Source organism: Escherichia sp. MOD1-EC5433 (assembly GCF_002966005.1).
In the GTDB taxonomy this organism is placed as follows: domain Bacteria; phylum Pseudomonadota; class Gammaproteobacteria; order Enterobacterales; family Enterobacteriaceae; genus Escherichia; species Escherichia ruysiae.
The window spans coordinates 295,182-319,373 of sequence record NZ_PTRL01000002.1; the positions used below are offsets into that span (position 1 = coordinate 295,182).

The 24,192-nt window shown below is 50.3% G+C and carries 22 protein-coding genes, 1 tRNA gene and 1 pseudogene; 21 read left to right on the plus strand and 3 right to left on the minus strand.

From position 1 onward, the window contains the following. Positions 1–15: 15 nt before the first annotated feature. The 3 genes from C3D30_RS05895 to C3D30_RS20300 form a co-directional block, all read right to left on the minus strand. Entirely contained in the window at positions 16–582 is a 567-nt protein-coding gene (locus C3D30_RS05895; protein WP_000472410.1) for a fimbrial protein, read from the minus strand. A 384-nt stretch (positions 583–966) separates the two neighbouring features. Then, positions 967–2,250, minus strand: a complete 1,284-nt coding sequence (gltA, locus tag C3D30_RS05900; protein WP_000785828.1) for a citrate synthase — start codon at positions 2,248–2,250, stop codon at positions 967–969. A gap of 205 nt (positions 2,251–2,455) precedes the next feature. Continuing rightward, positions 2,456–2,563: a hypothetical protein gene (locus C3D30_RS20300; protein ID WP_122983127.1), complete on the minus strand. Its 108-nt coding sequence runs from the start codon at positions 2,561–2,563 to the stop codon at positions 2,456–2,458. Between the two features lie 380 nt (positions 2,564–2,943). On the opposite strand from C3D30_RS20300, the gene sdhC reads away from it, so the two are divergent. The 21 genes and pseudogenes from sdhC to C3D30_RS06015 all read left to right on the plus strand — a co-directional run bounded on the left by sdhC (position 2,944) and on the right by C3D30_RS06015 (position 24,176). Continuing rightward, positions 2,944–3,348, plus strand: coding sequence for a succinate dehydrogenase cytochrome b556 subunit (sdhC, locus tag C3D30_RS05915; protein ID WP_000263354.1), 405 nt, complete (start codon positions 2,944–2,946; stop codon positions 3,346–3,348). Further along, a complete protein-coding gene (gene sdhD, locus C3D30_RS05920) occupies positions 3,342–3,689 on the plus strand; it encodes a succinate dehydrogenase membrane anchor subunit (RefSeq protein ID WP_000254365.1) in 348 nt (115 codons plus the stop codon). Before sdhC ends, sdhD begins: the two co-directional genes overlap by 7 nt. After that, positions 3,689–5,455, plus strand: a complete 1,767-nt coding sequence (gene sdhA, locus C3D30_RS05925; protein ID WP_000775532.1) for a succinate dehydrogenase flavoprotein subunit — start codon at positions 3,689–3,691, stop codon at positions 5,453–5,455. Before sdhD ends, sdhA begins: the two co-directional genes overlap by 1 nt. A gap of 15 nt (positions 5,456–5,470) precedes the next feature. Continuing rightward, the gene (gene sdhB / locus C3D30_RS05930) at positions 5,471–6,187 is read left to right on the plus strand and encodes a succinate dehydrogenase iron-sulfur subunit SdhB (RefSeq protein WP_001235265.1); all 717 of its coding nucleotides are present in this window, start codon (positions 5,471–5,473) and stop codon (positions 6,185–6,187) included. A gap of 258 nt (positions 6,188–6,445) precedes the next feature. Next, positions 6,446–9,247 carry a 2-oxoglutarate dehydrogenase E1 component gene (gene sucA / locus C3D30_RS05935; RefSeq protein WP_016159060.1) on the plus strand — a complete coding sequence of 934 codons (2,802 nt, stop codon included), beginning with the start codon at positions 6,446–6,448 and terminating at the stop codon, positions 9,245–9,247. A gap of 14 nt (positions 9,248–9,261) precedes the next feature. Beyond that, positions 9,262–10,479, plus strand: a complete 1,218-nt coding sequence (gene odhB / locus C3D30_RS05940; protein WP_016159059.1) for a 2-oxoglutarate dehydrogenase complex dihydrolipoyllysine-residue succinyltransferase — start codon at positions 9,262–9,264, stop codon at positions 10,477–10,479. Between the two features lie 184 nt (positions 10,480–10,663). Continuing rightward, on the plus strand, positions 10,664–11,830 hold the full coding sequence (sucC, locus tag C3D30_RS05945; protein WP_001048608.1) for an ADP-forming succinate--CoA ligase subunit beta: 1,167 nt from the start codon (positions 10,664–10,666) through the stop codon (positions 11,828–11,830). After that, entirely contained in the window at positions 11,830–12,699 is an 870-nt protein-coding gene (gene sucD, locus C3D30_RS05950) for a succinate--CoA ligase subunit alpha (RefSeq protein WP_000025458.1), read from the plus strand. Before sucC ends, sucD begins: the two co-directional genes overlap by 1 nt. Positions 12,700–12,918: 219 nt before the next feature. After that, positions 12,919–13,524, plus strand: a pseudogene (locus tag C3D30_RS05955) (tetratricopeptide repeat protein); the annotation flags it as partial. A 1,477-nt stretch (positions 13,525–15,001) separates the two neighbouring features. Then, positions 15,002–16,570, plus strand: a complete 1,569-nt coding sequence (cydA, locus tag C3D30_RS05960; RefSeq protein WP_010345240.1) for a cytochrome ubiquinol oxidase subunit I — start codon at positions 15,002–15,004, stop codon at positions 16,568–16,570. 15 nt (positions 16,571–16,585) lie between these two features. Then, complete coding sequence (gene cydB / locus C3D30_RS05965) at positions 16,586–17,725, plus strand: cytochrome d ubiquinol oxidase subunit II (protein ID WP_000568269.1); 1,140 nt, start codon at positions 16,586–16,588, stop codon at positions 17,723–17,725. Between the two features lie 14 nt (positions 17,726–17,739). Then, the gene (gene cydX / locus C3D30_RS05970; protein WP_000270283.1) at positions 17,740–17,853 is read left to right on the plus strand and encodes a cytochrome bd-I oxidase subunit CydX; all 114 of its coding nucleotides are present in this window, start codon (positions 17,740–17,742) and stop codon (positions 17,851–17,853) included. Further along, a complete protein-coding gene (gene ybgE, locus C3D30_RS05975; protein ID WP_000034602.1) occupies positions 17,853–18,146 on the plus strand; it encodes a cyd operon protein YbgE in 294 nt (97 codons plus the stop codon). Before cydX ends, ybgE begins: the two co-directional genes overlap by 1 nt. A 149-nt stretch (positions 18,147–18,295) precedes the next feature. Continuing rightward, positions 18,296–18,700 carry a tol-pal system-associated acyl-CoA thioesterase gene (ybgC, locus tag C3D30_RS05980; RefSeq protein WP_001098384.1) on the plus strand — a complete coding sequence of 135 codons (405 nt, stop codon included), beginning with the start codon at positions 18,296–18,298 and terminating at the stop codon, positions 18,698–18,700. Continuing rightward, positions 18,697–19,389 carry a Tol-Pal system protein TolQ gene (gene tolQ / locus C3D30_RS05985; protein WP_000131314.1) on the plus strand — a complete coding sequence of 231 codons (693 nt, stop codon included), beginning with the start codon at positions 18,697–18,699 and terminating at the stop codon, positions 19,387–19,389. The genes ybgC and tolQ overlap by 4 nt, the downstream gene beginning before the upstream one ends. Positions 19,390–19,392: 3 nt before the next feature. Then, the gene (gene tolR, locus C3D30_RS05990) at positions 19,393–19,821 is read left to right on the plus strand and encodes a colicin uptake protein TolR (RefSeq protein WP_000090097.1); all 429 of its coding nucleotides are present in this window, start codon (positions 19,393–19,395) and stop codon (positions 19,819–19,821) included. 64 nt (positions 19,822–19,885) lie between these two features. Next, positions 19,886–21,154, plus strand: coding sequence for a cell envelope integrity protein TolA (gene tolA / locus C3D30_RS05995; RefSeq protein WP_105286595.1), 1,269 nt, complete (start codon positions 19,886–19,888; stop codon positions 21,152–21,154). Positions 21,155–21,286: 132 nt separating this feature from the next. After that, positions 21,287–22,579, plus strand: a complete 1,293-nt coding sequence (gene tolB, locus C3D30_RS06000; protein WP_010352214.1) for a Tol-Pal system beta propeller repeat protein TolB — start codon at positions 21,287–21,289, stop codon at positions 22,577–22,579. A 34-nt stretch (positions 22,580–22,613) separates the two neighbouring features. Beyond that, on the plus strand, positions 22,614–23,135 hold the full coding sequence (gene pal, locus C3D30_RS06005; RefSeq protein ID WP_010352216.1) for a peptidoglycan-associated lipoprotein Pal: 522 nt from the start codon (positions 22,614–22,616) through the stop codon (positions 23,133–23,135). Between the two features lie 9 nt (positions 23,136–23,144). Continuing rightward, a complete protein-coding gene (gene cpoB, locus C3D30_RS06010) occupies positions 23,145–23,936 on the plus strand; it encodes a cell division protein CpoB (protein ID WP_000097569.1) in 792 nt (263 codons plus the stop codon). Positions 23,937–24,100: 164 nt separating this feature from the next. After that, positions 24,101–24,176: transfer RNA gene (locus tag C3D30_RS06015), tRNA-Lys, on the plus strand. Positions 24,177–24,192: the final 16 nt, after the last annotated feature.

Consider the following 24,192-nt stretch of genomic DNA (forward strand, 5'->3'; position numbering starts at 1 on the left):
CCGCCATAATTATGCTTATTTATAATCCAGAACGTAGGTCGCGTTAGCGGTTACGGCACCAGCCGTGACATTGACTGCATTATCAATTTGTTCCATCCAGGCAAAGAAGTTCAGCGTTTGTTCTGTTGAGCTTGAATCCAGGTCGAGGTCTGGCGCAGCTGTACCCAATACGATGTTTGTGTCATTTTTGTCCATCAGTCTTACGCCGACACCTGTTGCTTCGCCAGCACTGGTATTACTCAACAGAGGTGTTGCCCCGGTCGTTTTAGCCGAACCGTCGAAGGTTACGGCAACTTTGGATATCGGCGAACCGCTACCATTATCAGAACTTGGCAGGTCACAGTTTATTAAGCGAATGTCGACGGCCACTTTATTGCTGTGATGATCCCGGTTTATGTGGGTCGTCGTGACTTGTCCAAGGTCAATATTTTTATCAACATCATCTGGATGAATGTCACAAGGAGCTTCAATAATTTCACCTTTAAAGTGAATCTCACCAGAGCCTTCGTCTGCAGCATAAACAGGAGCAGTGAACAACAGAGATACGGCCAATGCGGCCAATGTTTTTTGTCCTTTAAACATAACAGAATCCTTTAAGGAAATAGAAAAATAGTATAGCTCTGCCAGATTATCTGATTTTGCGTGTGGAGTGTTTTTAGTTTTACTTAAAAATAGATTTAGTATTACTAAATACGAAAGTAATTAATTTGTGATGTGAATTGATTTGGCTATTAAAAATAGAAGTGAGAAATGGATATGCATAATATTCAGAAGGTTATAAACAGGACGGAGAGGACAATTATTCCTAAAAAGATATTATATTGATTGCTATATAAGCTGCTTGTTTTTTGTTCCTTGCCCGCTTTTTAATTTTATTTTTACAATTTTTCGTGTTTTATCCAACAAAAAATAACCCGCCATATAAAAAGGGCGGGTTAGATGAATTTACTGCTCAGTCATCAACGATTAACGTTTAATATCGCTTTTAAAGTCACGTTTTTCATAGCCAGTATACAGCTGACGCGGACGGGCAATTTTCATGCCGTCACTGTGCATTTCGCTCCAGTGGGCGATCCAGCCAACCGTACGTGCCATAGCGAAGATCACGGTGAACATGGAAGACGGAATACCCATCGCTTTCAGGATAATACCGGAGTAGAAATCGACGTTCGGGTACAGTTTTTTCTCGATAAAGTACGGGTCGTTCAGCGCGATGTTTTCCAGCTCCATTGCCACTTCCAGCAGGTCATCTTTGGTGCCCAGCTCTTTCAGGACTTCATGGCAGGTTTCACGCATTACGGTGGCGCGCGGGTCGTAATTTTTGTACACGCGGTGACCGAAGCCCATCAGGCGGAAAGAATCATTTTTGTCTTTCGCACGACGAACAAATTCCGGAATGTGCTTAACGGAGCTGATTTCTTCCAGCATTTTCAGCGCAGCTTCGTTAGCACCACCGTGAGCTGGCCCCCACAGCGAAGCAATACCTGCTGCGATACAAGCAAACGGGTTTGCACCCGAAGAGCCAGCAGTACGCACGGTAGAGGTAGAAGCATTCTGCTCGTGGTCAGCGTGCAGGATCAGAATACGATCCATTGCACGTTCCAGAATTGGATTGACTTCATACGGTTCGCACGGCGTGGAGAACATCATGTGCAGGAAGTTGCCAGCGTAAGAAAGGTCATTGCGCGGGTAAACAAATGGCTGACCGATGGAGTATTTGTAACACATTGCAGCCATGGTCGGCATTTTCGACAGCAGACGGAACGCGGCGATTTCACGATGACGTGGGTTATTGACGTCAAGTGAGTCGTGATAAAACGCTGCCAGCGCGCCGGTAATACCGCACATGACCGCCATCGGATGAGAGTCGCGACGGAAGGCGTGGAACAGACGGGTAATCTGTTCGTGGATCATCGTATGACGGGTAACGGTAGTTTTAAACTCGTCATACTGTTCCTGGGTCGGTTTTTCACCATTCAGCAGAATGTAACAGACTTCCAGGTAGTTAGAATCGGTCGCCAGCTGATCGATCGGGAAACCTCGATGCAGCAAAATACCTTCATCACCATCAATAAAAGTAATTTTAGATTCGCAGGATGCGGTTGAAGTGAAGCCTGGGTCAAAGGTGAAGACACCTTTTGAACCGAGAGTACGGATATCAATAACATCTTGACCCAGCGTGCCTTTCAGCACATCCAGTTCAACAGCTGTATCCCCGTTGAGGGTGAGTTTTGCTTTTGTATCAGCCATTTAAGGTCTCCTTAGCGCCTTATTGCGTAAGACTGCCGGAACTTAAATTTGCCTTCGCACATCAACCTGGCTTTACCCGTTTGTTATTTGGCTCGCCGCTCTGTGAAAGAGGGGAAAACCTGGGTACAGAGCTCTGGGCGCTTGCAGGTAAAGGATTCATTGATGACGAATAAACGGCGAATCAAGCACTTAGCAATCCGAATTATTAAACCTGTCTATCACTAATAACTGTCCTAGATGGATTGGTCAATACTTCCACACTGTTACATAAGTTAATCTTAGGTGAAATAGTGACCCCATAACTTTTACGCATTATATGCTTTTCCTGATGATGTTTGTAACAACTTTGTTGAATGATTGTCAAATGAGATGGTTAAAAATTAAATAAATGTTGTTATCGTGACTCAGATCACTGTTCTGGATAAAACCCGACAAAGCATATGTAGGTTAATTGTAATGATTTTGTGAACAGCCTATACTGCCGCCAGGTCTCCGGAACACCCTGCAATCCCGAGCCACCCAGCGTTGTAACGTGTCGTTTTCGCATCTGGAAGCAGTGTTTTGCATGACGCGCAGTTATAGAAAGGACGCTGTCTGACCCGCAAGCAGACCGGAGGAAGGAAATCCCGACGTCTCCAGGTAACAGAAAGTTATCCTCTGTACCCGTAGTCCCCAGGGAATAATAAGAACAGCATGTGGGCGTTATTCATGATAAGAAATGTGAAAAAACAAAGACCTGTTAATCTGGACCTACAGACCATCCGGTTCCCCGTCACGGCGATAGCGTCCATTCTCCATCGCGTTTCCGGTGTGATCACCTTTGTTGCAGTGGGCATCCTGCTGTGGCTTCTGGGTACCAGCCTCTCTTCCCCTGAAGGTTTCGAGCAAGCTTCCGCCATTATGGGCAGCTTCTTCGTCAAATTTATCATGTGGGGCATCCTTACCGCTCTGGCGTATCACGTCGTCGTAGGTATTCGCCACATGATGATGGATTTTGGCTATCTGGAAGAAACATTCGAAGCGGGTAAACGCTCCGCCAAAATCTCCTTTGTCATTACTGTCGTGCTTTCAATTCTTGCAGGAGTCCTCGTATGGTAAGCAACGCCTCCGCATTAGGACGCAATGGCGTACATGATTTCATCCTCGTTCGCGCTACTGCTATCGTCCTGACGCTCTACATCATTTATATGGTCGGTTTTTTCGCTACCAGTGGCGAACTGACATATGAAGTCTGGATCGGTTTCTTTGCCTCTGCGTTCACTAAAGTGTTCACCCTGCTGGCGCTGTTTTCCATCTTGATCCATGCCTGGATCGGCATGTGGCAGGTGTTGACCGACTACGTTAAACCGCTGGCTTTGCGCCTGATGCTGCAACTGGTGATTGTCGTTGCACTGGTGGTTTACGTGATTTATGGATTCGTTGTGGTGTGGGGTGTGTAATGAAATTGCCAGTCAGAGAATTTGATGCAGTTGTGATTGGTGCTGGTGGCGCAGGTATGCGCGCGGCGCTGCAAATTTCCCAGAGCGGCCAGACCTGTGCGCTGCTCTCTAAAGTCTTCCCGACCCGTTCCCATACCGTTTCTGCGCAGGGCGGTATTACCGTTGCGCTGGGTAATACCCATGAAGATAACTGGGAATGGCATATGTATGACACTGTTAAAGGGTCGGACTATATCGGTGACCAGGACGCGATTGAATATATGTGTAAAACCGGGCCGGAAGCGATTCTGGAACTGGAACACATGGGTCTGCCGTTTTCGCGTCTTGATGATGGTCGTATCTATCAACGTCCGTTTGGCGGCCAGTCGAAAAACTTCGGCGGTGAGCAGGCGGCACGTACAGCGGCAGCGGCTGACCGTACCGGTCACGCACTGTTGCACACGCTTTATCAGCAGAACCTGAAAAACCACACCACTATTTTCTCCGAATGGTATGCGCTGGATCTGGTGAAAAACCAGGATGGCGCGGTGGTGGGTTGTACCGCACTGTGCATCGAAACCGGTGAAGTGGTTTACTTCAAAGCCCGCGCGACCGTGCTGGCGACCGGCGGGGCAGGGCGTATTTATCAGTCTACCACCAATGCCCACATTAACACCGGCGACGGCGTCGGCATGGCTATCCGTGCAGGCGTACCGGTGCAGGATATGGAAATGTGGCAGTTCCACCCGACGGGGATTGCCGGTGCGGGCGTACTGGTAACCGAGGGCTGCCGTGGTGAAGGCGGCTATCTGCTGAACAAACATGGCGAACGCTTTATGGAGCGTTATGCGCCGAACGCTAAAGACCTGGCGGGTCGTGATGTGGTGGCGCGCTCCATCATGATCGAAATCCGTGAAGGTCGCGGCTGCGATGGTCCGTGGGGACCACACGCAAAACTGAAACTCGACCACCTGGGTAAAGAAGTTCTCGAATCCCGCTTGCCGGGTATCCTGGAACTCTCCCGTACCTTCGCTCACGTTGATCCGGTTAAAGAACCGATTCCGGTTATCCCAACCTGTCACTATATGATGGGCGGTATACCGACCAAAGTGACCGGTCAGGCGCTGACGGTGAACGAGAAGGGCGAAGATGTGGTGATCCCTGGCCTGTTTGCGGTGGGTGAAATTGCTTGCGTATCGGTACACGGTGCTAACCGTCTGGGCGGCAACTCGCTGCTGGATCTGGTGGTATTTGGTCGCGCGGCAGGTCTGCATCTACAAGAGTCTATCGCCGAGCAGGGCGCACTGCGCGATGCCAGCGAGTCTGATGTTGAAGTTTCTCTGGAGCGCCTGAACCGCTGGAATAATAACCGTAACGGTGAAGATCCGGTGGCGATTCGTAAAGCACTGCAAGAATGTATGCAGCATAACTTCTCGGTATTCCGTGAAGGTGATGCGATGGCGAAAGGGCTTGAGCAGTTGAAAGTGATCCGCGAGCGTCTGAAAAATGCCCGTCTGGATGACACTTCCAGCGAGTTCAACACCCAGCGCGTTGAATGCCTGGAACTGGATAACCTGATGGAAACGGCGTATGCAACGGCTGTTTCTGCCAACTTCCGTACTGAAAGCCGTGGCGCGCATAGCCGCTTCGACTTCCCGGATCGTGATGATGAAAACTGGCTGTGCCACTCCCTGTATCTGCCAGAGTCGGAATCCATGACGCGACGTAGCGTCAACATGGAACCGAAACTGCGCCCGGCATTCCCGCCGAAGATTCGTACTTACTAATGCGGAGACAGGAAAATGAGACTCGAGTTTTCAATTTATCGCTATAACCCGGATGTTGATGATGCTCCGCGTATGCAGGATTACACCCTGGAAGCGGAAGAAGGTCGCGACATGATGCTGCTGGATGCGCTTATTCAGCTGAAAGAGAAAGATCCCAGCCTGTCGTTCCGCCGCTCCTGCCGTGAAGGTGTGTGTGGTTCCGACGGTCTGAACATGAACGGCAAGAATGGTCTGGCCTGTATTACCCCGATTTCGGCACTCAACCAGCCGGGCAAGAAGATTGTAATTCGTCCGTTGCCAGGTTTACCGGTTGTCCGCGATTTGGTGGTAGACATGGGACAATTCTATGCGCAATATGAGAAAATTAAGCCTTACTTGTTGAATAATGGACAAAATCTACCAGCTCGTGAGCATTTACAAATGCCAGAGCAACGTGAAAAACTCGACGGGCTGTATGAATGTATTCTCTGCGCATGTTGTTCAACCTCTTGTCCGTCTTTCTGGTGGAATCCCGATAAGTTTATCGGTCCTGCAGGCTTGTTAGCGGCGTATCGTTTCCTGATTGATAGCCGTGATACCGAGACTGACAGTCGCCTTGACGGTTTGAGTGATGCATTCAGTGTATTCCGCTGTCACAGCATCATGAACTGCGTCAGTGTATGTCCGAAAGGGCTGAATCCGACGCGTGCCATCGGCCATATCAAGTCGATGTTGTTGCAACGTAATGCATAAATACCAGGCCTGATAAGACGCGCAAGCGTCGCATCAGGCAACCAGTGCCGGATGTGGCGTAAACGCCTTATCCGGCCTGGAAAAGAAATGCAGGAAATCTTTAAAAACTGCCCCTGACACTAAGACAGTTTTTAAAGGTTCCTTAGCGGACGCAGAAAACACGACAAGTCCGCAACAAGTGAACCCCGGCACGCACATCACTGTGCGTGGTAGTATCCACGGCGAAGTAAGCATAAAAAAGATGCTTAAGGGATCACGATGCAGAACAGCGCTTTGAAAGCCTGGTTGGACTCTTCTTACCTCTCTGGCGCAAACCAGAGCTGGATAGAACAGCTCTATGAAGACTTCTTAACCGATCCTGACTCGGTTGACGCTAACTGGCGTTCGACGTTCCAGCAGTTACCTGGTACGGGAGTCAAACCGGATCAATTCCACTCTCAAACGCGTGAATATTTCCGCCGCCTGGCGAAAGACGCTTCACGTTACTCTTCAACGATCTCCGACCCTGACACCAATGTGAAGCAGGTTAAAGTCCTGCAGCTCATTAACGCATACCGCTTCCGTGGTCACCAGCATGCGAATCTCGATCCGCTGGGACTGTGGCAGCAAGATAAAGTGGCCGATCTGGATCCGTCTTTCCACGATCTGACCGAAGCAGACTTTCAGGAGACCTTCAACGTCGGTTCATTTGCCAGCGGCAAAGAGACCATGAAACTCGGCGAGCTGCTGGAAGCTCTCAAGCAAACCTACTGCGGCCCGATTGGCGCCGAGTATATGCACATAACCAGCACCGAAGAAAAACGCTGGATCCAACAGCGTATCGAGTCTGGTCGCGCGACGTTCAATAGCGAAGAGAAAAAACGCTTCTTAAGCGAACTGACCGCCGCTGAAGGCCTTGAACGTTACCTTGGCGCAAAATTCCCTGGCGCAAAACGCTTCTCGCTGGAAGGCGGTGACGCGTTAATCCCGATGCTTAAAGAGATGATCCGCCACGCGGGCAACAGCGGCACCCGTGAAGTGGTTCTCGGGATGGCGCACCGTGGTCGTCTGAACGTGCTGGTGAACGTGCTGGGTAAAAAACCGCAAGACTTGTTCGACGAGTTTGCCGGTAAACATAAAGAACACCTCGGCACGGGCGACGTGAAATACCACATGGGCTTCTCGTCTGACTTCCAGACCGATGGCGGCCTGGTGCACCTGGCGCTGGCGTTTAACCCGTCTCACCTTGAGATTGTAAGCCCGGTAGTTATCGGTTCTGTTCGTGCCCGTCTGGACAGACTTGATGAGCCGAGCAGCAACAAAGTGCTGCCAATCACCATCCACGGTGACGCCGCAGTGACCGGGCAGGGCGTGGTTCAGGAAACCCTGAACATGTCGAAAGCGCGTGGTTATGAAGTTGGTGGTACGGTACGTATCGTTATCAACAACCAGGTTGGCTTCACCACCTCTAACCCGCTGGATGCCCGTTCGACGCCGTACTGTACTGATATCGGCAAGATGGTTCAGGCACCGATTTTCCACGTTAACGCGGACGATCCGGAAGCCGTTGCCTTTGTGACCCGTCTGGCGCTCGATTTCCGTAACACCTTTAAACGTGATGTCTTCATCGACCTGGTATGCTACCGCCGTCACGGCCACAACGAAGCCGACGAGCCGAGCGCAACTCAGCCGCTGATGTATCAGAAAATCAAAAAACATCCAACGCCGCGCAAAATCTACGCTGACAAGCTGGAGCAGGAAAAAGTGGCGACGCTGGAAGATGCCACCGAAATGGTTAACCTGTACCGCGATGCGCTGGATGCTGGCGATTGCGTAGTGGCAGAGTGGCGTCCGATGAACATGCACTCCTTCACCTGGTCGCCGTACCTCAACCACGAATGGGACGAAGAGTACCCGAACAAAGTTGAGATGAAGCGCCTGCAGGAGCTGGCTAAACGCATCAGCACGGTGCCAGAAGCCATTGAAATGCAGTCTCGCGTTGCCAAGATTTATGGCGATCGCCAGGCGATGGCTGCCGGTGAGAAACTGTTCGACTGGGGCGGCGCGGAAAACCTCGCTTACGCCACGCTGGTTGATGAAGGCATTCCGGTTCGCCTGTCGGGTGAAGACTCCGGTCGCGGTACGTTCTTCCACCGTCACGCGGTGATCCATAACCAGTCTAACGGTTCCACTTACACGCCGCTGCAACATATCCATAACGGCCAGGGCGCGTTCCGCGTCTGGGACTCCGTACTATCTGAAGAAGCTGTGCTGGCGTTTGAATACGGTTATGCCACCGCAGAACCACGCACCCTGACCATCTGGGAAGCACAGTTCGGTGACTTCGCCAACGGTGCACAGGTGGTTATCGACCAGTTCATCTCCTCTGGCGAACAGAAATGGGGCCGGATGTGTGGCCTGGTGATGCTGCTGCCGCATGGTTATGAAGGGCAGGGACCGGAGCACTCCTCCGCGCGTCTGGAACGTTATCTGCAACTTTGCGCTGAGCAAAACATGCAGGTTTGCGTACCGTCTACCCCGGCACAGGTTTACCACATGCTGCGTCGTCAGGCGCTGCGCGGGATGCGTCGTCCGCTGGTCGTGATGTCGCCGAAATCCCTGCTGCGTCATCCGCTGGCGGTTTCCAGCCTCGAAGAACTGGCGAACGGCACCTTCCTGCCTGCCATCGGTGAAATCGACGAGCTTGATCCGAAGGGCGTGAAGCGTGTCGTGATGTGTTCTGGTAAGGTTTATTACGACCTGCTGGAACAACGCCGTAAGAACAATCAACGCGATGTCGCCATTGTGCGTATCGAGCAACTCTACCCGTTCCCGCATAAAGCGATGCAGGAAGTGTTGCAGCAGTTTGCTCACGTCAAGGATTTTGTCTGGTGCCAGGAAGAGCCGCTCAACCAGGGCGCATGGTACTGCAGCCAGCATCATTTCCGTGAAGTGATTCCGTTTGGGGCTTCTCTGCGTTATGCAGGCCGCCCGGCCTCCGCCTCTCCGGCGGTAGGGTATATGTCCGTTCACCAGAAACAGCAACAAGATCTGGTTAATGACGCGCTGAACGTCGAATAAATAAAGGATACACAATGAGTAGCGTAGATATTCTGGTCCCTGACCTGCCTGAATCCGTAGCCGATGCCACCGTCGCAACCTGGCATAAAAAACCCGGCGACGCAGTCGTACGTGATGAAGTGCTGGTAGAAATCGAAACTGACAAAGTGGTACTGGAAGTACCGGCATCAGCAGACGGCATTCTGGATGCGGTTCTGGAAGATGAAGGTACAACTGTAACGTCTCGTCAGATCCTCGGTCGCCTGCGTGAAGGCAACAGCGCCGGTAAAGAAACCAGCGCCAAATCTGAAGAGAAAGCGTCCACTCCGGCACAACGCCAGCAGGCGTCTCTGGAAGAGCAAAACAACGACGCGTTAAGCCCGGCGATCCGTCGCCTGCTGGCTGAACACAACCTCGAAGCTAGCGCGATTAAAGGCACTGGTGTCGGTGGTCGTCTGACCCGTGAAGATGTGGAAAAACATCTGGCGAAAGCCACGGCGAAAGAGTCTGCACCGGCTGCTGCTGCTCCAGCGGCACAACCAGCACTGGCTGCACGTAGCGAAAAACGTGTCCCGATGACTCGCCTGCGTAAGCGTGTGGCAGAGCGTCTGCTGGAAGCGAAAAACTCCACCGCCATGTTGACCACGTTCAACGAAGTCAACATGAAGCCGATTATGGATCTGCGTAAGCAGTACGGTGAAGCATTTGAAAAACGTCACGGCATCCGTCTGGGCTTTATGTCCTTCTACGTGAAAGCGGTGGTTGAAGCCCTGAAACGTTACCCGGAAGTGAATGCTTCTATCGATGGCGATGATGTGGTTTACCACAACTATTTCGACGTCAGCATGGCGGTTTCTACGCCGCGCGGTCTGGTGACGCCGGTTCTGCGTGATGTCGATACTCTCGGCATGGCAGATATCGAGAAGAAAATCAAAGAGCTGGCTGTTAAAGGCCGTGACGGTAAGCTGACGGTTGAAGATCTGACCGGTGGTAACTTCACCATCACCAACGGTGGTGTGTTCGGTTCCCTGATGTCTACACCTATCATCAACCCGCCGCAGAGCGCAATTCTGGGTATGCACGCTATCAAAGATCGTCCGATGGCGGTGAATGGTCAGGTTGAGATCCTGCCGATGATGTACCTGGCGCTGTCCTACGATCACCGTCTGATCGATGGTCGCGAATCCGTGGGCTTCCTGGTAACGATCAAAGAGTTGCTGGAAGATCCGACGCGTCTGCTGCTGGACGTGTAGTAGTTTAAGCCTCACCTGCACTGTAGACCGGATAAGGCTTTATCGCCTTCTCCGGCAATTGAAGCCTGATGCGACGCTGGCGCGTCTTATCAGGCCTACGGGTGACCGACAATGCCCGGAAACGATACGTCATATTCGGTCTACGGTTTAAAAGATAACGATTACTAAAGGATGGACAGAACACATGAACTTACATGAATATCAGGCAAAACAACTTTTTGCCCGCTATGGCTTACCGGCGCCAGTGGGTTATGCCTGTACTACTCCGCGCGAAGCAGAAGAAGCCGCTTCAAAAATCGGTGCGGGTCCGTGGGTAGTGAAATGTCAGGTTCACGCTGGTGGCCGTGGTAAAGCGGGCGGTGTGAAAGTTGTAAACAGCAAAGAAGACATCCGTGCTTTTGCAGAGAACTGGCTGGGCAAGCGTCTGGTAACGTATCAAACAGATGCCAATGGCCAACCGGTTAACCAGATTCTGGTTGAAGCGGCGACCGATATCGCTAAAGAGCTGTATCTCGGCGCCGTTGTTGACCGTAGTTCCCGCCGTGTGGTCTTTATGGCCTCCACCGAAGGCGGCGTGGAAATCGAAAAAGTGGCGGAAGAAACCCCGCACCTGATCCACAAAGTTGCGCTTGATCCGCTGACTGGCCCGATGCCGTATCAGGGACGTGAGCTGGCGTTCAAACTGGGTCTGGAAGGTAAACTGGTTCAGCAGTTCACCAAAATCTTCATGGGCCTGGCGACCATTTTCCTGGAGCGCGACCTGGCGCTGATCGAAATCAACCCGCTGGTTATTACTAAACAGGGCGATCTTGTCTGCCTCGATGGCAAACTGGGCGCTGACGGCAACGCACTGTTCCGCCAGCCTGATCTGCGCGAAATGCGCGACCAGTCGCAGGAAGATCCACGTGAAGCGCAGGCTGCACAGTGGGAACTGAACTACGTTGCGCTGGACGGTAACATCGGTTGTATGGTTAACGGCGCAGGTCTGGCGATGGGCACCATGGACATCGTTAAACTGCACGGCGGCGAACCGGCTAACTTCCTTGACGTTGGCGGTGGCGCTACCAAAGAACGTGTAACCGAAGCGTTCAAAATCATCCTCTCTGACGACAAAGTGAAAGCCGTTCTGGTTAACATCTTCGGCGGTATCGTTCGTTGCGACCTGATCGCTGACGGTATCATCGGCGCGGTAGCGGAAGTGGGTGTTAACGTACCGGTCGTGGTACGTCTGGAAGGTAACAACGCCGAACTCGGCGCGAAGAAACTGGCTGACAGTGGCCTGAATATTATTGCAGCAAAAGGTCTGACGGATGCAGCTCAGCAGGTTGTTGCTGCAGTGGAGGGGAAATAATGTCCATTTTAATTGATAAAAACACCAAGGTTATCTGCCAGGGCTTTACTGGTAGCCAGGGGACTTTCCACTCTGAACAGGCCATTGCATACGGCACGAAAATGGTTGGCGGCGTAACTCCAGGTAAAGGCGGCACCACCCACCTCGGCCTGCCGGTGTTCAACACCGTGCGTGAAGCCGTTGCCGCCACTGGCGCTACTGCTTCTGTTATCTATGTACCAGCGCCGTTCTGCAAAGACTCCATTCTGGAAGCCATCGATGCAGGCATTAAACTGATTATCACCATCACTGAAGGTATCCCGACGCTGGATATGCTGACCGTGAAAGTGAAGCTGGATGAAGCAGGCGTTCGTATGATCGGCCCGAACTGCCCGGGCGTTATCACCCCGGGTGAATGCAAAATCGGTATCCAGCCGGGTCACATTCACAAACCGGGTAAAGTGGGTATCGTTTCCCGTTCCGGTACACTGACCTATGAAGCGGTTAAACAGACCACGGATTACGGTTTCGGTCAGTCGACCTGTGTGGGTATCGGCGGCGACCCGATCCCAGGTTCTAACTTTATCGACATTCTCGAAATGTTCGAAAAAGACCCGCAGACCGAAGCGATCGTGATGATCGGTGAGATCGGCGGTAGCGCAGAAGAAGAAGCGGCTGCGTACATCAAAGAGCACGTCACCAAGCCAGTTGTGGGTTACATTGCCGGTGTGACTGCGCCGAAAGGCAAACGTATGGGTCATGCTGGCGCCATCATTGCCGGTGGTAAAGGGACTGCGGATGAGAAGTTCGCTGCCCTGGAAGCCGCAGGCGTGAAAACCGTTCGCAGCCTGGCTGATATCGGTGAAGCACTGAAAACTGTTCTGAAATAAATATCTGTAATAAGAAATAGCCCTCGCCGCTTCCCTCTACAGGAATGGCGAAGGGCTGTCGGTTTCGACATGGTTGGCCATCTTATGATGGCCTTTTTTGTTTTTATTCGGGCGCTAATCCGAAAAGCTTTCCCGCTGCTTTTTTTCCCATCCCTTGCGCAATAATGCCCGGCGAAATATCTCTTCTCCATGCAGTAAAAGGATTTATACATGAAGAAAATTGTTCTGCCGAGCTCCCTGGTGCGTAGTTATAGTGTCCCTGCTGGAGAACGAGGGAACATCTGGACCGTGTTTAAACTCAATCCAGACGGCGAGTTTGAAGATATCAACTCTGTTACCAGCGCCAATTTTAATGACACCACATTAGGCGTTAGGGATTTAGCCACTGTGATAATACCTGCGACGGGCTCTTCAACTCCGGCTTCGCCCGCGATGCAAAACAGTGGAGATACTCAACTGGTAAGAAAATATAATCATGAAGGTGAAGCTGTTTACAAAACCGGTCAACTTGAGCAAGCCATTCAACTCTTCCAACAGGCAACAGAATTAGATGGCAATTACGGACAGGCATTTAGTAACCTGGGTCTGGCTTATCAGAAAAATGGCAACATAGCGGAAGCGATTTGGGCAAATCGTAAAGCGATCTCGTTAGCCAGTGGAGCAAATGCGGCGACAACGCGCGCTAACTCCTATTATAACATTGCCAAAATTTATGAAACTGCAGGACAGAACGCTGATGCATTGCAGCATTATCAACTCGCTTATGCGGAAAAAAATAAGCCCTCTTATGAAGAGGCTATCGCACGTGTAAAAGCAAAAATGTAAATCAGCTGTATTTTGAGGGCAACTGATGATACCCGCTGTTTACGAATATCTTATTTGCCGGTTACACAGTTTCCTGATTTGACCTGCGTGAGAGGCGCAGGTCATTAATCATTTCAAACATGAACTACGGTCGAAAATATTATTTCAGCATGAATTAATATATATTTTTTTTGGGGCTTTATAAGTAGCTGGTGCTTCTTTTCAATGCGATTGTATAAAAAACTTTTTTAATATAATTAGTTATATCACTTGATGTACTACTGAATTATCAACTATTACTTTAAGGTTCAGTAGTCGTAAAGCCGTATCTCCAGATAATTAAATTTCTGATATCTTACAATATCATCATATTCAAATGGTTAAATTAAGAATATTACACAGCCAAAACAGGCAGATTGAAGCAATCTGTTAGATGTTGCAGAACAACCTTGATTCCAACGGCGAAATCATGTTTACCCACCAGGTTACTGTTCATATGGAGCTGAATACCACTCAGTTCATGCTTGATGAGTCGATATCGCTATATCCATAGATAGAGGAGAGTACAATCGTATCAACGCCAATCACATGTGTTGCTTTCTTCATGGGGAATCCTTTGTAAGGCAGAGAGTTAATATTTTTTAGACAAGGTAGCGTGTACCCGAGAATACCCAGTGTTTTCTAACGCCTGGCTATAATTCCGTTTTGTTGTTTCGTATCCCTGTTATAACAATTTCTCTTGATTTTCAATCGTTGAGGGAATCATTGAATACAGATCGGGAAATATCAATGCCATATATAAATTCTTTTGAAAATTCTTGTTCTATCTGACTATACCGAAGGTATCTATTTCTTTTTGTGATTATTACCAGAGAAACAATAAGTAACGGATTTACAGTTCGGCGCTCATAAAGACAACAATCAATTAACTATGATAAAAATTTGTTATGTGAAATAGCAACAAATTGGCTACTCTAATCAATTAGGATTATAAAAAATTGATAAGGTGGCTTTGTTAAATAAAATACTGGTTTTTTATCTATGTCTTTTTGTTGTGATAATTATGTTGCATTATTATTTTACAATAAATTAACAACAAGGCTTTTGGTGATTCATGCTTCACACATAATTAACACATCTGATTGATTTTGATGTAAATCAATTTTTAATTCTTGAAAAAAATCTGCAAAACACGATAAATTGTCGTAGATCAAATTGGTGAGATGGTGACAATTTCGCTATAAATTGATCACTGTCGAAAAATGCAATTTTGCTCAATAAAAACCTGTTTATTGTAAGGATTTTGCGGCGTAATATAATTACGGGATCAATTTGGTTTATTCATTAACATATTTGTAACTTTTTTATCATTGTCTTTCCTCTTTTGATGAAATGGCAACGATAGGGGCGAGCAAATAATTTTGTATTGGGGCATGCGTGTGACCCTTTCTAACGGGGTTCACTCTCGGAGTCTTCATGCGATGAGCAAGGAGTCATGATGTTAGATATAGTCGAACTGTCGCGCTTACAGTTTGCCTTGACCGCGATGTACCACTTCCTTTTTGTGCCGCTGACGCTCGGTATGGCGTTCCTGCTGGCCATTATGGAAACGGTCTACGTCCTTTCCGGCAAACAGATTTATAAAGATATGACCAAGTTCTGGGGCAAGTTGTTTGGTATCAACTTTGCTCTGGGTGTGGCAACCGGTCTGACCATGGAGTTCCAGTTCGGGACTAACTGGTCTTACTATTCCCACTATGTGGGGGATATCTTCGGTGCGCCGCTGGCAATCGAAGGTCTGATGGCCTTCTTCCTCGAATCCACCTTTGTAGGTCTGTTCTTCTTCGGTTGGGATCGTCTGGGTAAAGTTCAGCATATGTGTGTCACCTGGCTGGTGGCGCTCGGTTCAAACCTGTCCGCTCTGTGGATTCTGGTTGCGAACGGCTGGATGCAAAACCCAATCGCGTCCGATTTCAATTTCGAAACTATGCGTATGGAGATGGTGAGCTTCTCCGAGCTGGTGCTTAACCCGGTTGCTCAGGTGAAATTCGTTCACACTGTAGCGTCTGGTTATGTGACTGGCGCAATGTTCATCCTCGGTATCAGCGCATGGTATATGCTGAAAGGTCGTGACTTCGCCTTCGCTAAACGCTCCTTTGCTATCGCTGCCAGCTTCGGTATGGCTGCCGTCCTGTCTGTTATTGTTCTGGGTGATGAATCTGGTTACGAAATGGGCGATGTGCAGAAAACCAAACTGGCTGCTATTGAAGCCGAGTGGGAAACTCAACCTGCGCCTGCCGCCTTTACTCTGTTTGGTATTCCTGATCAGGAAGAGCAGACGAACAAATTTGCGATCCAGATCCCTTACGCGCTGGGTATTATCGCAACGCGTTCTGTGGATACACCGGTTATCGGCCTGAAAGAACTGATGGTGCAGCACGAAGAACGTATTCGTAACGGGATGAAAGCGTACTCTCTGCTCGAACAACTGCGTTCTGGTTCCACCGATCAGGCTGTACGTGACCAGTTCAATAGCATGAAGAAAGACCTCGGTTACGGTCTGCTGCTGAAACGCTATACGCCAAACGTGGCAGATGCGACTGAAGCGCAGATTCAACAGGCAACCAAAGACTCCATTCCACGTGTGGCGCCGCTGTACTTCGCGTTCCGTATCATGGTGGCGTGTGGCTTCCTGCTGCTGGCAATTATCGCGCTCTCCTTCTGGAGTGTAATCCGTAACCGCATTGGCGAGAAAAAATGGCTGCTGCGCGCCGCGCTGTACGGTATTCCGCTGCCGTGGATTGCTGTAGAAGCGGGCTGGTTCGTTGCTGAATACGGTCGTCAACCGTGGGCTATCGGTGAAGTGTTGCCTACCGCAGTAGCGAACTCGTCACTGACTGCAGGCGATCTCATCTTCTCGATGGTGCTGATTTGCGGCCTGTATACCCTGTTCCTGGTGGCAGAATTGTTCTTAATGTTCAAATTTGCACGCCTTGGCCCAAGCAGCCTGAAAACCGGTCGCTATCACTTTGAGCAGTCTTCCACGACTACTCAGCCGGCACGCTAAGACAGGAGTCGTCAAATGATCGATTATGAAGTATTGCGTTTTATCTGGTGGCTGCTGGTTGGCGTTCTGCTGATTGGTTTTGCAGTCACTGACGGTTTCGACATGGGGGTGGGGATGCTCACCCGTTTCCTCGGTCGTAACGACACCGAGCGTCGAATTATGATTAACTCTATCGCGCCACACTGGGACGGTAACCAGGTATGGCTAATCACCGCAGGTGGCGCGCTGTTCGCTGCCTGGCCGATGGTCTATGCCGCTGCGTTCTCCGGCTTCTATGTCGCGATGATCCTCGTACTGGCGTCTTTGTTCTTCCGTCCGGTCGGTTTTGATTACCGTTCCAAGATTGAAGACACCCGTTGGCGCAACATGTGGGACTGGGGCATCTTCATTGGTAGCTTCGTTCCGCCGCTGGTGATTGGTGTGGCGTTCGGTAACCTGTTGCAGGGCGTACCGTTCAACGTTGATGAATATCTGCGTCTGTACTACACCGGTAACTTCTTCCAGTTGCTTAACCCGTTCGGCCTGCTGGCTGGTGTGGTGAGCGTAGGGATGATCATTACTCAGGGCGCGACCTATCTGCAGATGCGTACCGTGGGCGAACTGCACCTGCGTACCCGTGCAACTGCACAGGTGGCGGCGCTGGTGACACTGGTCTGCTTTGCACTGGCTGGCGTGTGGGTGATGTACGGTATCGACGGTTATGTCGTTAAATCGACAATGGACCATTACGCAGCATCTAACCCGCTGAATAAAGAAGTTGTTCGTGAAGCTGGCGCATGGTTGGTGAACTTCAACAATATGCCGATTCTGTGGGCTATTCCGGCGCTGGGTGTTGTTCTGCCGCTGCTGACCATCCTGACTGCACGTATGGATAAAGCCGCGTGGGCGTTTGTGTTCTCCTCCCTGACGTTGGCCTGCATCATCCTGACTGCCGGTATTGCAATGTTCCCGTTTGTGATGCCGTCCAGCACCATGATGAATGCAAGTCTGACGATGTGGGATGCAACTTCCAGCCAGCTGACGCTTAACGTCATGACCTGGGTTGCGGTGGTTCTGGTTCCGATCATTCTTCTCTACACCACCTGGTGTTACTGGAAAATGTTCGGACGTATCACCAAAGAAGACATTGAACGTAACACCCACTCTCTGTACTAAGTAAGGAGCTAATAATGTGGTATTTCGCATGGATTCTGGGAACGCTTCTTGCCTGTTCATTTGGGGTAATCACCGCGCTGGCGCTTGAGCACGTCGAATCAGGCAAAGCCGGTCAAGAAGACAGCTAATGAGTAAAATTATCGCAACTTTGTATGCGGTAATGGACAAGCGCCCCCTGCGGGCGCTTTCCTTCGTGATGGCACTTCTGTTAGCAGGATGTATGTTTTGGGACCCATCACGTTTCGCCGCGAAGACCAGTGAACTGGAAATCTGGCATGGTTTATTGCTGATGTGGGCCGTCTGTGCTGGCGTGATTCACGGCGTGGGTTTTCGTCCGCAGAAGGTTCTTTGGCAAGGGATTTTTTGCCCACTGCTTGCCGATATTGTTCTCATTGTCGGGCTGATTTTCTTCTTCTTTTAAATCAGAATTCTCTTTAAAAATTTATGGACCTTCAACAGTCCATAAATTTTTACGCTCCCTTAACTTGCCCTCATTCCCAAACCTCAATCGCACGCGTATAGTAGCAGCGTTTAAAAGTTCTAACTTTTGTTGCATTACCGGGATGTAAAGTGAATACAACGCTGTTTCGATGGCCGGTTCGCGTCTACTATGAAGATACCGATGCCGGTGGTGTGGTGTACCACGCCAGTTACGTCGCTTTTTATGAAAGAGCACGCACAGAGATGCTGCGTCACCATCACTTCAGTCAACAGGCGCTGATGGCTGAACGCGTTGCCTTTGTGGTACGTAAAATGACGGTGGAATATTACGCACCTGCGCGGCTCGACGATATGCTCGAAATACAGACTGAAATAACATCAATGCGTGGCACCTCTTTGGTTTTCACGCAACGTATTGTCAACGCCGAGAATACTTTGCTGAATGAAGCTGAGGTTCTGGTTGTTTGCGTTGACCCACTCAAAATGAAGCCTCGTGCGCTTCCCAAGTCTATTGTCGCGGAGTTTAAGCAGTGACTGACATGAATATCCTTGATTTGTTCCTGAAGGCTAGCCTTCTGGTTAAACTTATCATGTTGATTTTGATTGGTTTCTCAATCGCATCCTGGGCCATTATTATCCAGCGGACCCGTATTCTTAACGCTGCAGCACGCGAAGCTGAAGCGTTTGAAGATAAATTCTGGTCTGGAATCGAACTTTCCCGCCTCTATCAAGAGAGCCAGGGAAAACGGGATAATCTGACTGGTTCGGAACAAATCTTTTACAGCGGGTTCAAAGAATTTGTGCGCCTGCATCGTGCCAATAGCCATGCGCCGGAAGCCGTAGTGGAAGGGGCGTCGCGTGCGATGCGTATTTCCATGAACCGTGAACTTGAAAATCTGGAAACGCACATTCCGTTCCTCGGTACGGTTGGCTCCATCAGCCCGTATATTGGTCTGTTTGGTACGGTCTGGGGGATCATGCACGCCTTTATCGCCCTCGGGGCGGTAAAACAAGCAACACTGCAAATGGTTGCGCCCGGTATCGCAGAAGCGTTGATTGCGACGGCAATTGGTCTGTTCGCCGCAATTCCGGCGGTAATGGCTTATAACCGCCTCAACCAGCGCGTAAACAAACTGGAACTGAATTACGACAACTTTATGGAAGAGTTTACCGCGATTCTGCACCGCCAGGCGTTTACCGTTAGCGAGAGCAACAAGGGGTAAGCCATGGCCAGAGCGCGTGGACGAGGTCGTCGCGATCTCAAGTCCGAAATCAACATTGTACCGTTGCTGGACGTACTGCTGGTGCTGTTGCTGATCTTTATGGCGACAGCGCCCATCATCACCCAGAGCGTGGAGGTCGATCTGCCAGACGCTACTGAATCACAGGCGGTGAGCAGTAACGATAATCCGCCAGTGATTGTTGAAGTGTCTGGTATTGGTCAGTACACCGTGGTGGTTGAGAAAGATCGCCTGGAGCGTTTACCACCAGAGCAGGTGGTGGCGGAAGTGTCCAGCCGTTTCAAGGCCAACCCGAAAACGGTCTTTCTGATCGGTGGCGCAAAAGATGTGCCTTACGATGAAATAATTAAAGCACTGAACTTGTTACACAGTGCGGGTGTGAAATCGGTTGGTTTAATGACGCAGCCTATCTAAGCATCTGCGTTTTCCTTGCTTGAAAGAGAGCGGGTAACAGGCGAACAGTTTTTGGGAACCGAGAGTGTCAAAGGCAACCGAACAAAACGACAAGCTCAAGCGGGCGATAATTATTTCAGCAGTGCTGCATGTCATCTTATTTGCGGCGCTGATCTGGAGTTCGTTCGATGAGAATATAGAAGCTTCAGCCGGTGGCGGCGGTGGTTCGTCCATCGATGCCGTAATGGTTGATTCAGGTGCGGTAGTTGAGCAGTACAAGCGTATGCAAAGCCAGGAATCAAGCGCGAAGCGTTCCGAAGAGCAGCGCAAGATGAAGGAACAGCAGGCAGCTGAAGAACTGCGTGAGAAACAAGCGGCTGAACAGGAACGCCTGAAGCAACTTGAGAAAGAGCGGTTAGCTGCTCAGGAACAGAAGAAGCAGGCTGAAGAAGCCGCTAAACAGGCCGAGTTAAAGCAGAAGCAAGCGGAAGAGGCGGCAGCGAAAGCGGCAGCAGATGCTAAAGCGAAGGCTGAAGCGGATGCCAAAGCAGCCGCAGAAGCAGCGAAGAAAGCGGCTGCAGACGCGAAGAAAAAAGCGGAAGCAGAAGCTGCCAAAGCCGCTGTTGAGGCACAGAAAAAAGCCGAGGCAGCAGCTGCGGCGCTGAAGAAGAAAGCGGAAGCGGCAGAAGCAGCCGCAGCAGAAGCGAGAAAAAAAGCGGCAGCCGAAGCTGCCGAAAAAGCGAAGGCCGAAGCTGAGAAGAAAGCAGCGGCAGAAAAAGCGGCTGCTGATAAGAAAGCGGCAGCAGAGAAAGCCGCAGCCGAGAAAAAAGCAGCAGCAGAAAAAGCGGCTGCTGAAAAGGCTGCAGCTGAGAAGAAAGCAGCGGCAGAAAAAGCCGCCGCAGACAAAAAAGCCGCAGCGGCAAAAGCAGCAGCTGAAAAAGCCGCTGCAGCAAAAGCTGCCGCAGAGGCAGATGATATTTTCGGTGAGCTAAGCTCTGGTAAGAATGCACCGAAAACCGGCGGTGGGGCGAAAGGGAACAATGCTTCGCCTGCCGGGAGTGGTAATACTAAAAACAATGGCGCATCAGGCGCAGATATCAATAACTATGCCGGGCAGATTAAATCTGCTATCGAAAGTAAGTTCTATGACGCATCGTCCTATGCAGGCAAAACCTGTACGCTGCGCATAAAACTGGCGCCAGATGGCATGTTACTGGATATCAAACCTGAAGGTGGCGATCCCGCACTTTGTCAGGCTGCGTTGGCAGCAGCTAAACTTGCGAAGATCCCGAAACCACCAAGCCAGGCAGTATATGAAGTGTTCAAAAACGCACCATTGGACTTCAAGCCGTAATCGCGATGTTGACCGTCACGGCGGTTAACATCAAACATCGGTTGTCGCTGGGTTCTGGTAGTTTTGTGTATTTGAGTTTGTTAACATTCTGCTAAATTATCGTGGGCTATCTGTCCAGATAAGGGAGATATGATGAAGCAGGCATTACGAGTAGCATTTGGTTTTCTCATACTGTGGGCATCAGTTCTGCACGCTGAAGTCCGCATTGTGATCGACAGCGGTGTAGATTCCGGTCGTCCTATTGGTGTAGTTCCTTTCCAGTGGGCAGGGCCTGGCGCGGCACCCGAAGATATTGGTGGCATCGTTGCTGCTGACTTGCGTAACAGCGGTAAATTTAATCCGTTAGATCGCGCTCGTCTGCCACAGCAGCCGGGTAGTGCGCAGGAAGTTCAACCTGCTGCATGGTCTGCGCTGGGCATTGATGCTGTCGTTGTAGGTCAGGTCACTCCAAATCCTGACGGCTCTTACAATGTTGCTTATCAGCTGGTTGATACCGGCGGTGCGCCGGGTACTGTACTTGCTCAGAACTCCTATAAAGTTAACAAGCAATGGCTGCGTTATGCTGGTCATACCGCCAGTGATGAAGTGTTTGAAAAACTGACCGGCATTAAAGGTGCGTTCCGTACCCGAATTGCCTACGTTGTTCAGACCAACGGAGGTCAGTTCCCGTATGAACTGCGCGTATCTGACTATGACGGTTACAACCAGTTTGTGGTTCATCGCTCACCGCAGCCGCTGATGTCTCCTGCGTGGTCACCAGATGGTTCTAAACTGGCATATGTCACCTTCGAAAGCGGTCGTTCCGCGCTGGTTATTCAGACGCTGGCAAATGGCGCTGTACGTCAGGTGGCTTCATTCCCGCGTCATAACGGTGCGCCTGCATTCTCGCCAGACGGCAGCAAGCTGGCATTCGCTCTGTCGAAAACTGGTAGCCTGAACCTGTACGTAATGGATTTGGCTTCTGGTCAGATTCGTCAGGTGACTGACGGTCGCAGCAACAACACCGAACCGACCTGGTTCCCGGACAGCCAGAACCTGGCATTTACTTCTGACCAGGCCGGTCGTCCGCAGGTTTATAAAGTGAATATCAACGGCGGTGCGCCACAACGTATTACCTGGGAAGGTTCGCAGAACCAGGATGCGGATGTCAGCAGCGACGGTAAGTTTATGGTAATGGTCAGCTCCAATGGTGGGCAGCAGCACATTGCCAAACAAGATCTGGTAACGGGAGGCGTACAAGTACTGTCGTCAACGTTCCTGGATGAAACGCCAAGTCTGGCACCTAACGGCACTATGGTAATCTACAGCTCTTCTCAGGGGATGGGATCCGTGCTGAATTTGGTTTCTACAGATGGGCGTTTCAAAGCGCGTCTTCCGGCAACTGATGGACAGGTCAAATTCCCTGCCTGGTCGCCGTATCTGTGATAATAATTAATTGAATAGTAAAGGAATCATTGAAATGCAACTGAACAAAGTGCTGAAAGGGCTGATGATTGCTCTGCCTGTTATGGCAATTGCGGCATGTTCTTCCAACAAGAACGCCAGCAATGACGGCAGCGAAGGCATGCTGGGTGCCGGCACTGGTATGGATGCGAACGGCAGCAACGGCAATATGTCTTCCGAAGAGCAGGCTCGTCTGCAAATGCAACAGCTGCAGCAGAACAACATCGTTTACTTCGATCTGGACAAGTACGATATCCGTTCTGACTTCGCTCAAATGCTGGATGCACACGCAAACTTCCTGCGTAGCAACCCGTCTTACAAAGTCACCGTAGAAGGTCACGCGGACGAACGTGGTACTCCGGAATACAACATCTCCCTGGGTGAACGTCGTGCGAACGCCGTTAAGATGTACCTGCAGGGTAAAGGCGTTTCTGCAGACCAGATCTCCATCGTTTCTTACGGTAAAGAAAAACCTGCAGTACTGGGTCATGACGAAGCGGCATACTCCAAAAACCGTCGTGCGGTACTGGTTTACTAAGAGAATTGCATGAGCAGTAACTTCAGACATCAACTATTGAGTCTGTCGTTACTGGTTGGTATAGCGGCCCCTTGGGCCGCTTTTGCTCAGGCACCAATCAGTAGTGTCGGCTCAGGCTCGGTCGAAGACCGCGTCACTCAACTTGAGCGTATTTCTAATGCTCACAGCCAGCTTTTAACCCAACTCCAGCAACAACTCTCTGATAATCAGTCCGATATTGACTCCCTGCGTGGTCAGATTCAGGAAAATCAGTATCAATTGAATCAGGTCGTGGAGCGGCAAAAGCAGATCCTGTTGCAGATCGATAGCCTCAGCAGCGGTGGTGCAGCGGCGCAATCAACCAGCGGCGATCAAAGCGGTGCTGCGGCATCAACGACGCCAACAGCTGATGCAGGTACTGCGAATGCTGGCGCGCCGGTGAAAAGCGGCGATGCAAACACTGATTACAATGCAGCTATTGCGCTGGTACAGGATAAATCCCGCCAGGATGACGCGATGGTGGCATTTCAGAATTTCATCAAAAATTACCCTGATTCAACTTACCTGCCAAACGCCAATTATTGGCTGGGTCAGTTAAACTACAACAAGGGTAAGAAAGATGATGCGGCGTACTATTTTGCTTCGGTGGTGAAAAACTATCCGAAGTCACCGAAGGCTGCGGATGCGATGTTTAAAGTCGGCGTCATCATGCAGGATAAAGGTGACACCGCGAAAGCGAAAGCCGTGTACCAGCAGGTTATCAGTAAATACCCTGGTACTGATGGCGCTAAACAGGCGCAAAAACGTCTGAACGCGATGTAATGCATAACACACGACCAGAAGTCGCATTATTTCTGGTCGTGTCGTGCGAATCATAAGCAGTTGAGTGATCTACATCGAAATTTTTGTTGCGCTCAAATCTGAAATCAGTAATATATGCCGCCGTTGCCACGGGATATCAAACAAACCGAAAGCAACGCAAAAGTGGGTCGTTAGCTCAGTTGGTAGAGCAGTTGACTTTTAATCAATTGGTCGCAGGTTCGAATCCTGCACGACCCACCACTTTAAGTAGTATCCA

Excerpts from the sequence above, each read along its gene's own strand:
- sdhA (WP_000775532.1), top strand. The coding sequence starts at position 3,689 with ATGAAATTGCCAGTCAGAGAATTTGATGCAGTTGTGATTGGTGCTGGT.
- gltA (WP_000785828.1), bottom strand. The coding sequence starts at position 2,250 with ATGGCTGATACAAAAGCAAAACTCACCCTCAACGGGGATACAGCTGTT.
- tolR (WP_000090097.1), top strand. The coding sequence starts at position 19,393 with ATGGCCAGAGCGCGTGGACGAGGTCGTCGCGATCTCAAGTCCGAAATC.
- pal (WP_010352216.1), top strand. The coding sequence starts at position 22,614 with ATGCAACTGAACAAAGTGCTGAAAGGGCTGATGATTGCTCTGCCTGTT.
- sdhC (WP_000263354.1), top strand. The coding sequence starts at position 2,944 with ATGTGGGCGTTATTCATGATAAGAAATGTGAAAAAACAAAGACCTGTT.
- cydX (WP_000270283.1), top strand. The coding sequence starts at position 17,740 with ATGTGGTATTTCGCATGGATTCTGGGAACGCTTCTTGCCTGTTCATTT.
- sucC (WP_001048608.1), top strand. The coding sequence starts at position 10,664 with ATGAACTTACATGAATATCAGGCAAAACAACTTTTTGCCCGCTATGGC.
- cydA (WP_010345240.1), top strand. The coding sequence starts at position 15,002 with ATGTTAGATATAGTCGAACTGTCGCGCTTACAGTTTGCCTTGACCGCG.
- odhB (WP_016159059.1), top strand. The coding sequence starts at position 9,262 with ATGAGTAGCGTAGATATTCTGGTCCCTGACCTGCCTGAATCCGTAGCC.
- sucD (WP_000025458.1), top strand. The coding sequence starts at position 11,830 with ATGTCCATTTTAATTGATAAAAACACCAAGGTTATCTGCCAGGGCTTT.
- cpoB (WP_000097569.1), top strand. The coding sequence starts at position 23,145 with ATGAGCAGTAACTTCAGACATCAACTATTGAGTCTGTCGTTACTGGTT.
- sdhB (WP_001235265.1), top strand. The coding sequence starts at position 5,471 with ATGAGACTCGAGTTTTCAATTTATCGCTATAACCCGGATGTTGATGAT.
- ybgE (WP_000034602.1), top strand. The coding sequence starts at position 17,853 with ATGAGTAAAATTATCGCAACTTTGTATGCGGTAATGGACAAGCGCCCC.
- C3D30_RS05895 (WP_000472410.1), bottom strand. The coding sequence starts at position 582 with ATGTTTAAAGGACAAAAAACATTGGCCGCATTGGCCGTATCTCTGTTG.
- cydB (WP_000568269.1), top strand. The coding sequence starts at position 16,586 with ATGATCGATTATGAAGTATTGCGTTTTATCTGGTGGCTGCTGGTTGGC.
- C3D30_RS20300 (WP_122983127.1), bottom strand. The coding sequence starts at position 2,563 with ATGCGTAAAAGTTATGGGGTCACTATTTCACCTAAGATTAACTTATGT.
- sucA (WP_016159060.1), top strand. The coding sequence starts at position 6,446 with ATGCAGAACAGCGCTTTGAAAGCCTGGTTGGACTCTTCTTACCTCTCT.
- tolB (WP_010352214.1), top strand. The coding sequence starts at position 21,287 with ATGAAGCAGGCATTACGAGTAGCATTTGGTTTTCTCATACTGTGGGCA.
- sdhD (WP_000254365.1), top strand. The coding sequence starts at position 3,342 with ATGGTAAGCAACGCCTCCGCATTAGGACGCAATGGCGTACATGATTTC.